Below are 11,427 nucleotides of genomic sequence, written 5' to 3'. Positions count from 1 at the left end.
GAGCGCGCGGTCGCGGCAGACGCCTTACACAAAAAGGGAGAGCCGCCGGCCTAAGCCAGCGACTCCCTTACGAAAAGAGACCGGAGCGCGCGCCGCCGTCGGCCACCGGAGCTCCCGCGTGCATCCCGGGAGCTCCGGCCGGCCGCCGATCGGCCGCGCTCCGGATCGCGCGTCGAGGATCAGTCGTCGGTCGTCGGCGCCTCCGTGGCGTCCTCGTCCACTTCTTCCTCGTCCCCGCCGTCGTCGCCCACAGCCACGAGGTCGCAGCCGTAGTTGACGTAGCCGAGCCCCTTGAAGCTGCACACGCCCCAGACGTTGCCATCGGGGTCCTGGTTCCCGATGAACTTGTTGACCTTCCGCTTCTCATTCTTGAAGAAGAACTTGGTGATTTTATCGGGAGCGTTGATGACGAGAGTGCCCGTCGGCTCCTTGTCGAGCTCTTCGCAGTCGTAGTTGCCGGTCGTCATCTTCTGCCAAAGAAAGACACTGGTGCTGTCCAGCAGATCCCCTTCGAACGTCGCCTTGCAGGCGTGCGCACAGAACTGGGCCGGGTAACCGAGCGCCTCGTCGTCCTCAACAAGAAAAGAAGGATCGCACTTCACCGTGTTGACGTCACTGACACCGAAATAATAATCGATCTCGAGCCTGAAGTCCTTGTTCGCTTCGATTGCCATCGCGCTGGCGGAGAACGTCGCGGCGGCAAGAACAACGAACGAGATAAGCGACTTCTTCATGGAATCCTCCCATCATGGCCACACGTAAACAATCTCACGCCGGGACATGCCTCCCGGCGCACAGCTCCACATCAGCCGGTGGGCCAGTGCGACATCTGTCGCGAGCTCACCGGCCTCTTGCGGGCCCGAACGCGGTCACGCGCTCGGCTGAGCTCTGCGTGACAGCGAGCGGTAAGCTATTCCACGACTGCGCTGGTGCAAGAGCTTTTTCAGCTGGTGGTTATGTTTCAGGGTAGTCGCGCTGGACGATAATTCTTTGTTCCAGCGGCGCCAGCTTACGGGAACACTGGGTTTGTCCTCGCGCCATCGCGCTTGTCGATTTCTGTCACCGATGCCTCCGCGGTGGTCCGGACGCGAGATGTCGACCGTCTCTGGTCCCGCAGAGGGCGATCGTTCCAAACGGCCTTCCCTGTGTGCGAGAGGTGATGACCGATGGCGAACGCTGCCAGGGCGAACACGCTCGTCCCGGGTGCAGTCGGCTCAGGAGCCCACGACGGCGGAGCCCCGGCGGGCCCGTCGCTCCCCCGGGGGGACCGCATTGTCCCGAGCGGCTCAACGGCCGACCGTCGGCGCTGGAACCCGCGCCCATGCCGGCGGCTGCGGGCGATGGGGATCGGCTCCGGCCCGGCGTGCGGCACGTGCGCATCGGGCAGGCTGACGAGGCGAGCGAGGAGCGCCGGCGCGCGAGGGCGGGCCCGCGGAGCAACGCGAGGACGCGTGCCCCGGAGCCCCCCATCACGTAGGCTTCCGCGGGCATGACGGAGGCAACAGCGAGTCCCCCTGTGTCGACTCTCCGCGGCCGAGAAGAGCCGCTGCGCCGCACGATCGTCGCGGCGCACCTCGGCGCGGAGCACCGCGAGGGCATGAACCTCGTGTGGAGCGCGGGCCTCGATCTCGCCTGGCGCGAGCTGACCAGGCTGGCTGGCGGCGGCCCCATCACCCTGCCCGGCGCCGGCGAGGACGACCCCGCGCTGGCCCTGGTCCGCGCGCTGAACGACAGCGCCGTCAAGGCTGGCGACGCCGGCACGCTCGACGAGGGCGCGTACGTGGCCCGCGCGGGGATGCACACGCCGGAGCTCGTGGCAGGCCTCCTGGAGGAGCTGCGGCGCAAGTTCGGCGGCGACGCGGCGCCGCGCCTGCTCGAGGAGCCGCCGAGCCCGGGTGGGTTCCTCGCCTATGCCTGCCTCTCCAAGCAGCTCGTCTTCGACCCGCCGCTCGTGCGGGGCACATGGCCTCTCTCGTTCCGAGGGGACTCCCCGCAAGGGAGGTACGTGCACTCCTTCGGGCTCTGGGAGACCCAGGACGAGCCGCCGGAGCTCTGGGGGCCGCGCGTGCGCTCGATCGTGATCCACTATCCCCGCTGGACCGACGCGGAGGTCGACGCCATGTCCGAGGAGGAGATCGACCGGATGTACAACGAGCGGACCTTCGTGGTGGAGGTCCTGCCAGCGGACCGCGGCGATCGCGTCATCGTCGCGTGCGTGGAGCCCGGGGCCACGCTGCAGGAGACCGTGCAGCGGGCCATGGCGCGGCTCGACGACCGGGCGGAAGAGCACCCGCGAGCGCGCCTCGATTCGACGGAGAGGTTCCAGGTCCCGTGCATCGATCTCGACGTGCGGCAGCTCTACCCGGAGCTCCAGGGCAAGCTGTTCGCGGGGGCGCACCTCCCGGCGGGGCTGCTCGGCGAGGTACTCCAGGCCGTCCGCTTCCGGCTCGACGAGGGCGGCGTGACCCTCCGCGCCGAGGCGCGCGGGCGCGGCCTCTGCGCGCCCCCCCGGGAGATGGTCTGCGAGAGGTCGTTCCTCGTGCTCCTGATCCGGCGCGGCAGCCCTGTCCCCTTCTTCGCGCTCTGGGTCGCGAACGACGAGCTGCTCGTCCCATCGCCTGAACCGGAGCTGCTCGGCGAGATGCGGAGAGAGGGGCTGATGGACTGAGGCCCACCGCGCGACGCTTGAACGCCATCACGGGCTGCGCCCGCGGATCACCACGTGCCCTGGTGCGCCGTGGGCGACGCGACGGGGGTCGTGGTGCCCCCGGCGGCCCGGCGCCACTCACCGCCGTTGAGGTCCACGGAGCCGTTCGCGCCTCCCGGCGAGGCCAGCCTGTAGGGACGCACGTAGGCGATCCCGGACGGACCCACCGCGGCGTTGCCGGTCGCCTGGTTGACCCCCGAGACGACGCTCTGGCCCTTCTTTGGATCCATCGACGCGTTGCAGGCGACGACGACGACCTCGGCGTTGTTTTCGAGACCGAATTTCTTCAGCTCGCCGCCGAGCTCCTGTCCGGAGATCCAGTTCTTGCCGTTGGCTCCCGGGAACTTGACCTTTCCGCCCTCCGGGGAGCCGTGCGCGATGATCTCGACATGAGGCTCGTTGGCGAGCGCCCCCGGGTACAGCGACGAGGCCGGAAGGACGCTTTGCCCGGTCGCCCTGGCGCGCTCGTTCGCTGACGCCCAGGTCTCCTCATCGCTCGATCCGACGATGATGAGGAGCCCGGACGGGTCGATGTACACCGTCGGATTCGGGACGAAGGCCACGTCGTTCAGCGATCCCTCCAGGCCGAGGGGATCGGGCGTGGTGAACGTACCGAGCTCCGGGGCATAGTAGCGGTGCCGCTGGTATCGGAGGCCTGTGTCGCTGTCGGCGCGCTGGCCCGCGAAGCGCAGCGACCCCGGAACGCCGGACACGAAGACCTCCCGGCCGCGCGGGTCGAGGTCGAGCTCGGCCGTCGAGCCGTCCGCTCCCAGGAAGAACCAGGGCGTGCTCGCCAGATCGGAGGCCACGATGCGGAACGTGTCCCCGCGGACGCAGTCGAGGATCGGAGAGTAGCTGTCGTCCTGGTAGACGACGCGCGCGCGCTCGCCCGTGCTCGACCGCTCCTCGACGGGCGCGTCGCCATCCCAGCCGAACCAGACGCTCGTACCGTCGTTCCGTACCGCCGCGATGCGCCGGCCGAACGGATCGTAGATGTACTGCACCCGGTAACCGTCGCTGCGCGCCGCCGTGGCGAGGCGGCCGGCGCCGTCGTAGGAGAGCGCCCACGATACCCGCCCGTCCGTCGAGCTCATCCCGCTGAGCCTGCCGAGCGCATCCCACGTGAACCGCTGCTCGCCGGCGGCGAGCTTCCGCCCTCCGGGCCCGATCTGACACGGCTCCTCGGCGCGCGTGATCGGCGTCCCCTGAGGCGTATAACGGATCTCCTCGCGGAGCCCGAGCCCGCCCACGGCGACCGGCCGGCCCATCGGCTCGAGCTCGTACGTGCGCGCGCCACGCGCGCTGTCCTCGACCTGCGCGAGGCCTGCCTGCGGTGCCCACGCATAATCGCGCCGCCGGAGCGGCTCCCCGTTTTCTCCCCGGATCACCACCTCGACGGGGCGCCCCCGCTCGTCCCGCCGCGTCGTCACGGAGTCCCCACGGCCGGCGCGCTTCATCGTCTCGACCGCCCCGCCGCTGCTCAGCTCCAGCGCTTCGAGCAAGGCGCCCGCGCCGTCGTGCACGGTGAGCCGCCGGAGCACGCCGAGGGGCCCGCGGCCGCGGGAGACGGCCCATCCGGTCGAGTACCGCGTCTGCACCTCGTAGCCGAGCGCGTCGTGCTCCCGCTCCACGCTGAACTCGAAGCCCTGCGCCCGCTGCACCTCCCGCTGGACCCTGCCGTCCGCGTCGCGCTCGAGCGTGACCGTGACCGCGTGGTTCGACGCGCGCGTGATGAGGCCGCCTATATCGCGCTCGAACGCCTCGAAGGTGCCGTCCGGGTACTCGCGGCGCACGACCTGCCCGGCGGTGTCGTATTCGGTCCGGGTGACGCCCCCGTCACCATGGGTCTTCGCGACGACGCGGCCGGCCGCGTCGTACGCATACCGGATCTCGCGCCCGGCGAAGGTCCTCACGCGGACGAGCTGCCCCGCGGCGTCGTATTCCTGGGTATGGCGCTCGCCGGCGGCGTTCTCGAGCCATATCGGCCGGAGGAGCGCGTCGTAGCCATACCGCAAGACGGCCCCGTCCGGCGTGCGGCGCTCGACGAGCGCGCTGCCCACCCAGCTGAAGTGCGTCACGCCCCCGCCCGGGTGCTGCTCCGCGAGGAGCCGCCGGGCCGCGTCGTGGTGGCGCGCGACGCGCAGCCCGAGCGGGCCAGTCATCCCGACGAGGCAGCCCCGCGAGTCGTACCGCAGGTCGTACGCCGCGCCGTCCGGCACCTCGATCCGCACCGGAAAGCCGCGCAGGTCGTACGTATAGCGCCAGCGGGCGCCGCGGACGTCCACCCGCTCGATCAGGTTCCCGTGCGCGTCGTACGCGGCCGTCTCGGCGCCCCCCGGGCCGGCGACGCGCCTGGCGAGCCCGCGCGCGTCATAGGCACACTCGGTCGCGCGGCCCGCGGGGTCCGTCCTGCGGACGATCTTGCCGGCGCCGTCGCGCTCCATCCGCCAGCGGGCCCCGCCCGCGTCGACCAGCTCGATCACGTCACCGGCCTCGTTGCGCTGCATACGGACGGTCCGCCCCAGCGGATCGGTGACGCTCCTCAGGCGCCCCATCCAATCCAGCAGCCGGTGCTCGCCGTGCCCGGCGGGATCCCGGGCCGAGACGAGGTGCCCCATGGGATCATAGGAGAGCTCCGTCACGCGCCCGAGCGGATCGACATACCTGCGGACCAGCCCGTGCTCGTTGCCGATATACCGGTGCACGCCCCCCTCGGCGTCCACCACCATGGAGTCGAAAGCCCCTGGGCCGTACTGGATGCGCGCGTGAAATACCCCCTTGGCGCCGTGCGGGTGCGGCCCCGCGCCCCCGCGCAGCTCGGCGAGGATGTCGCGCCCCGGCAGCTCACCCCAGGTCTCCACGCAGCGGCGCCGGCCATCTGGCCCGTCCTGGTAGACGAAATGGTAGACGATGCCGTCCGGCCCCCGCTCCTGGACGAGGAAGTGCTCGTCGTCGTAGCGGTACTCGGTGGTCGCGCCGGCGACGACGGCGCGCACGAGATCTCCCCGCTGATCGTACTCGTAGCTGGCGCAGAGCAGGCGGTGCTCTCGGCCTTCTCCGTCCGTGAGCGCGAGCCGGAGCACCTCGATGTCGTGCGAGCGCTCGCGCTCGACGCGGCGCCCCACGCAATCGGTGAGCGCGACGAGCTCGCCGTCGCGCCATTCGAGCTCGGTGGTGTTGCCCGCCCTGTCCCGCACCTCGGCGAGGCGATAGCTCCGCGGCCCGTCTGCGCGCAGGACCCGCCGGACGCCGTCCTGGGTGGTGAGCACGAGATCTCCACCCGCGCGCTCGAGGCTGTGTCCGAACGGCGCGTACGCGATCTCGTCCTGATCGACGAGCGGAAAGCGCATGGAGATGCCGTCGGGATCGACGACGACGACCTCGCCTCCGGCGACCTGCGCGGCGTAGGCGAACGAATGCGACCACCCCCACCCGAGCCCGCAGCGCCTGCCGACAGCCGATGTTCGGTACTGGCGCACCCACTGGAGCGGCAATGGCCCCCTCAGATCGACGTCGACGGCCGCCAGCGTGTAGACGGCGCCCGTGATCACGTCGACCGGGTGGCCTGCCTTCGCCTGTCCGTCGGCCTTGGGCGGCGCCGGCGCGTTCGGCGCCCCCGCGCCCTGGTTGCTCCCGCCGCCGCCACCGCCGCCGTTGCCGGCCCCCTGCGGCCCGCCGCCGGGGGGCCCGCCGGCGCCACCGGCGCCACCGCCGCCGCCGCCGCCCTTGCCCCCCGCGCCCTGCGCGCTGGCGCCGGCGCCGACGGTGATCGACTTGTTCATCTGCCCCATGCTCCCGGTGATGCCGGCCATCCCGAGCTCGATGAGCACATTGGGCGCGCCGAGCCAGGGGAAGCAGGGACCTCCGGTGTTGAGGCTGACGACCTCCCTGAGCGTGCCAGGCTCGTTGCCGTGACACGCCTTCATGCAGCCGCCGACGGTGAGGATCTTCGCGCCGTTGATCTTCGTGCGCATGCACGGATCGATGATCCCCTCGGCCACGGTGCCCATCGTGGGGTACGGGATCGGCAAGGGGCTCGGCGCCGCGGGCGTCAGGCAGACGCTCACGGCCATGCCCGTCATCTGATGGCCGGATTTCTCCGTGATCGTATCCATCCCGAGCGCGGTGACCTTCGCCATGACGTGAGCAGGCTACTCCGCTCTCGACACGACAGCAGTCGCCTTGCGGCGCACCGCACCCCAGCGCTCGATGATTCAGCGTGTCTCTGATGGAATAATGTGTCGGGGACGCATATACCTCCCCACGACGCCATTCCGGGGCTCCTTGCGGACAGCGCCCTGATCGGACAGGGCTCAGCCGGGGATCACAGGCGCGTGATCACGAGCCCGTCATTCTGAACGGAAATGCGGGCGGGCTTGCCGCGATGCTCGTCGGGGATCTCGTCGGCCATGAGGTAGCGGCCGGCGATGGAGACGAACTCCGCCTCGAGGCTCATGCAGAAGATGCTCGCGTCCGCGTTGTTGTGGGCGCCGGCCATGGCGCGGCCGCGGAGCGGGGCGTAAACGTGGATATTGTCGTTGGCGATGAGCTCCGCGCCCGAGCTGACCGGCGAGAGGACCACGAGGTCGCCGTGGGGCACATAGATGACCTGCCCGCTGCGCACCGGGTGCCGCACGGTGAGCCCCGCGGGCGGCGGCTCGCCCGCTGCGTCCGGCGCCGGGGCGGCCTCCCTGGGGCGCCGGCCGGGCCCGGCCGGCCCGCGGTCCGCCGCCGCGGCTCCGGCCCCCCCGCGGTCCGGCGCCCCTGGGGCCACGGCCACGGGCCCCGGCGTGGGGGTGCTCCCCTCGCCCGGCGCGGCCTGGCGCGGCGAGCGCGAGAGGGGCGTCCGCAGGACGCCGAGGCCGGCGGCGACGGCCCGCTCGCGCTGGGCGTCGGTCGGGTTGCGCACCGCGATGGGCACGAGGTTGTGCTTCCGCAGGAGCTGGGCGAGGGCGCCGAGGTCGACGAGCTCATCGCCGAGCTCGGCGAGGTCGAGCAGGATCGGCAGGTGCAGGAAGAAGTGCGGCATCTGCGAGATGTGGTCGGCGAGCTGACGCTCGATGGCCGAGACGTCCGCCGTCCGCAAACAGAGCATCGTGATGGCCGGCATCGTGCCCTTGAGCGCAAACGCCTGCTGCTCCTGCCGCTTCTCCCCTCGCCTGCCCGACACCATCGCTGTCCTCGCTCGCAAAAAGGTGCTTCCGCGGCGGCACTGTAACCCGGATCCGCCGGCGCGCGCCGGAAAAACCGGCGGGCTCTCCGCGCGTCACCCCCGGCGCGCGCGTCGCCGCTCGCGCGTCGCTGTTCCCTCGGCGCGCGCGTCGCCGCTCGCGCGTCGCTGTTCCCCCGGCGCGCGCGTCGCCGCTCGCGCGTCGCTGTTCCCTCGGCGCGCGCGCGTCGCTGGTTGGCTGGCCCCCTCGGACGATGCTAACGGTGGTTTGGCCATGCCCACCGCGCGCCGCGCCTCCGTACGGCGGCTCGACCTCGATCTCCTCTCGACCTCCCCCTCCTTGTCGTCCTCCTCCTCCCCGCGCGCGGGGAGAGCGCCGGTCGACGCGCTCGCTCGGCACTTCGCCCTCGAGATACCGCGCGTGTTCTCCGAGGCGGAGCGCGCCGCGCTTGTCGCGGGGGTCCGCGCCGCGCGCGCCGAGTGGACTGCCGACTTCGGAGGCGAGCAGTCCTCGCTGGGGCGCGCCTTCTACACGCACCTGGAGCAGGGCCGCTCGAAGCTCTATTTCGCCGACGCGGCCGCCTCCGACGCCCGCGTCGAGCGCCACCTCCCCGGCCTCCAGCGCCGGATGCGGGAGCTCGTCGCGGCGCTCACCGGTGGGCTCGCGCAGCCCCGGCGCGGCTTCTGCGGGCCCGGCGTGCACATCTTCCCCGCGGGCGAGAAGGTCGCGCGCGAGGGGGGCGTCATCCACTTCGACACGGAGGGGCTCTCCGACTACCACCTTGCCCGGCGGCTCCGCGCCATCACGGTCGTCGTGATGCTGGAGCTCCCCGACGCGAACGGCGGGCTCAAGCTGTGGGACGTCCTCTACGATGGGCGCGACGACCCGGGCGACGAGGCGCTCTCCGCCCGGAGCCTCGTCGCGAGCTACAGCCCCGGCGGCGCGCTCGTCATCGACAGCTACCGGCTGCACCAGATACAGCCCTTTCCAGGCGGCCGCGACCGCATCTCCGCCACGGTCCACGCCGCCGAGATCGACAGCGGGCGCTGGGAGACGTGGTTCTAGTACCTGGTCCCCCGAGGACGAATTTGCTGTGGTTGGCGGGCCGTGTTGAGCGCGGTCGAGAAGCCATGCTGACGAGCCTGGCGTCGATGTGCCACGCTGGCCGGCCGGCTGGGAGCTCGAGCGAAGGCAGGGACGGGAGCTGGGAGAGGCGAAGTTGAAGCAGCGAGGGGAAGAGGACCGGCGCCCGGCCGGGGAGCGGGCGGCGCGGCCGACGCGGGTGGCGATGGCGGCGGCCGCGGTCACGGCGGCCGTGGTCATGGCGGCGATCGTCGTCTGGGCGCTGGCGCAGCGGGACGCGGCACGCGCCGCGGAAGCCGCCGCGCGACGGGCCGAGGATGCGGCGAAGGCCGCGCGGCAAGAGGCGACGGCCCAGGCGGCGCGAGCGCGAGCCTCCTCGCTGATGGCCGGCGCTCGTGAGCTGCTGGCGAGAAACCAGCCGGGACCAGCGGTGAAGCTGCTGCTCGAGGTAGAGGACGCGGGAGAAGTACGTGGCTGGACCGACCTGACACGTGATGTGCTCGCCTCGACGCCTTCGATTCTCACGATGCGCGGCCATCGGGGCGACGTGTCGCTCGCTGCCTTCAGCCCCGGTGGGCAGCGCATCGTCACCGCCTCGCTCGACAGGACGGCGCGGGTCTGGAACGCCGACGGCAGCGGCGCGCCCGTCGTGCTCCGAGGCCACGAGGACGGGCTCAGGTCCGCAGCGTTCAGCGCCGACGGGCAGCGGGTGGTCACTGCCTCGCTCGACAGGACGGCGCGGGTCTGGAACGTGGACGGCAGCGGCACGCCCGTCGTGCTCCGGGGGCATGAGGCATGGGTTGCTTCCGCGGCGTTCCGTGCCGACGGGCAGCGGGTTGTCACCGCCTCGCTCGATAAAACAGCGCGGGTCTGGAACGCGGATGGCAGCAGCATGCCTGTCGTGCTCCGAGGACATGAGGCCCAGATCTGGTCCGCGGCGTTCAGCGCCGATGGGCTGCGGGCGGTCACCGCCTCGAACGACAGCACGGCGCGGGTCTGGAACGTGGACGGCAGCGGCACGCCTGTCGTGCTCCGGGGGCATGAGGCCCAGGTCTGGTCCGCGGCGTTCAGCGCCGATGGGCTGCGGGTGGTCACCGCCTCCCACGACAGGACGGCGCGGGTCTGGAACGCGGACGGCAGCGGCGCGCCCATCGTGCTCCGCGGCCACGAGGCAGGGATCAGCTCCGCGGCGTTCAGCGCCGACGGGCAGCAGGTGGTCACCGCCTCGCTCGACAGGACGGCGCGGGTCTGGAACGCGGACGGCAGCGGTACACCGGTCGTGCTCCGGGGGCACGAGGACTGGGTCAGGTCCGCGGCGTTCAGCATCGATGGGAAGCGGGTGGTCACCATCTCGCACGACAGGACGGCGCGGGTGTGGAACGCAGACGGCAGCGGCACACCCGTCGTGCTCCGGGGGCATGAGGCCCCGGTCTGGTCCGCGGCGTTCAGCATCGATGGGCAGCGGGTGGTCACCGCCTCGCTCGACAGGACAGCGCGGGTGTGGAACGCGGACGGCAGCGGCACGCCTGTCGTCCTCCGGGGCCACGAGGGCTCGGTTCTCTCCGCGGCGTTCAGCATCCTTGGTAAACGGGTGGTCACCGCCTCGCACGACAACACGGCGCGGCTGTGGAACGCGGACGGCAGCGGCACGCCCGTCGTGCTCCGGGGCCACGAGGCTGGGGTCAGCGCCGCGGCGTTCAGCGCTGACGGCCAGCGGGTGGTCACCGCCTCGCACGACAGGACGGCGCGGGTCTGGAACGCGGACGGCAGCGGCACGCCCATCGTGCTCCGGGGCCACGAAGTAGGGGTCAGCTCCGCGGCGTTCAGCGCTGACGGGCAGCGGGTTGTCACCGCCTCGGACAGGACGGCGCGGGTGTGGGCCCTCTCTGCCGACGCTCTTCGGCAGGCCCTTCACGCCGCCACCACCGACTGCATCTCCCATGAAATGCGCCGAGCCCACCTCGGCGAGAGCGACGAGGCCGCCCGGCGGGGCTACGAGTCCTGCGAGCGCGCGTACGGCCGGACGCCGTTCTACCCGGACGCTGAAGCGCCCTGAGCGACGCCCGATCTGCTGCTGTACGGGCGAGGCATGGCGCATTCGTCATCCGCCGGCACAGCGCCGGCCAAGTGCCCCTGCGTATCGCGCGCCGCAGGGCCCCCGCCGGACCCGGGTGACCCTCGCTCCTCCGGCGCATTCTGGAACGACCAGTCCAGAATGCGCCGCGGGCGCGAGGACAGCCGGGCTCGAGCGTGGGGACAGCCCGCGCCGCGCGACCGGCTGAGATAGCGCTCGAGCTTGGTCAGAACCTCAGCACGGGTCGACTGCAGCGCGGGAGACAGCGACTGCGGAGTCCGCCTCGACCCCGCGGCGGCGCGGCGGCGCGGCGGCGCGGTGGCAGAAGATGACTTGCACAATCCGCCTCTCCTGGAAGAGCCCACGATATGAACGATCCACACACGTCAGAA

At 71.7% G+C, this 11,427-nt stretch carries 6 protein-coding genes; 3 read left to right on the top strand and 3 right to left on the bottom strand.

Going from position 1 to position 11,427, the window contains the following annotated elements:
- Positions 1 to 179: 179 nt before the first annotated feature.
- A complete protein-coding gene (locus WME89_RS20580; RefSeq protein WP_438010825.1) occupies positions 180 to 734 on the bottom strand; it encodes a hypothetical protein in 555 nt (184 codons plus the stop codon).
- A 782-nt stretch (positions 735 to 1,516) separates the two neighbouring features.
- On the opposite strand from WME89_RS20580, the gene WME89_RS20575 reads away from it, so the two are divergent.
- On the top strand, positions 1,517 to 2,668 hold the full coding sequence (locus WME89_RS20575; RefSeq protein WP_438010824.1) for a hypothetical protein: 1,152 nt from the start codon (positions 1,517 to 1,519) through the stop codon (positions 2,666 to 2,668).
- 47 nt (positions 2,669 to 2,715) lie between these two features.
- On the opposite strand, the gene WME89_RS20570 is transcribed toward WME89_RS20575, so the two are convergent.
- Entirely contained in the window at positions 2,716 to 6,846 is a 4,131-nt protein-coding gene (locus WME89_RS20570) for a PAAR-like domain-containing protein (RefSeq protein WP_438010823.1), read from the bottom strand.
- A 185-nt stretch (positions 6,847 to 7,031) separates the two neighbouring features.
- Positions 7,032 to 7,880 (bottom strand): septum site-determining protein MinC, encoded by an 849-nt coding sequence (minC, locus tag WME89_RS20565; protein WP_437931477.1) that lies wholly within the window; start codon positions 7,878 to 7,880, stop codon positions 7,032 to 7,034.
- Between the two features lie 271 nt (positions 7,881 to 8,151).
- On the opposite strand from minC, the gene WME89_RS20560 reads away from it, so the two are divergent.
- Positions 8,152 to 8,943: a hypothetical protein gene (locus WME89_RS20560; protein WP_438010822.1), complete on the top strand. Its 792-nt coding sequence runs from the start codon at positions 8,152 to 8,154 to the stop codon at positions 8,941 to 8,943.
- 154 nt (positions 8,944 to 9,097) lie between these two features.
- Positions 9,098 to 11,017: a WD40 repeat domain-containing protein gene (locus WME89_RS20555; protein WP_438010821.1), complete on the top strand. Its 1,920-nt coding sequence runs from the start codon at positions 9,098 to 9,100 to the stop codon at positions 11,015 to 11,017.
- Positions 11,018 to 11,427: the final 410 nt, after the last annotated feature.

This window comes from Sorangium sp. So ce321, from assembly GCF_051530195.1.
In the GTDB taxonomy this organism is placed as follows: domain Bacteria; phylum Myxococcota_A; class Polyangia; order Polyangiales; family Polyangiaceae; genus Sorangium.
Note: the sequence above shows the minus strand (reverse complement) of the source record. Positions and strands in the feature narration are given on the sequence as shown.

What these genes read in the sequence shown, in the direction of transcription:
- WME89_RS20580 (WP_438010825.1), bottom strand. Translation starts at nt 734, where the DNA reads ATGAAGAAGTCGCTTATCTCGTTCGTTGTTCTTGCCGCCGCGACGTTC.
- WME89_RS20570 (WP_438010823.1), bottom strand. Translation starts at nt 6,846, where the DNA reads ATGGCGAAGGTCACCGCGCTCGGGATGGATACGATCACGGAGAAATCC.
- minC (WP_437931477.1), bottom strand. Translation starts at nt 7,880, where the DNA reads ATGGTGTCGGGCAGGCGAGGGGAGAAGCGGCAGGAGCAGCAGGCGTTT.
- WME89_RS20560 (WP_438010822.1), top strand. Translation starts at nt 8,152, where the DNA reads ATGCCCACCGCGCGCCGCGCCTCCGTACGGCGGCTCGACCTCGATCTC.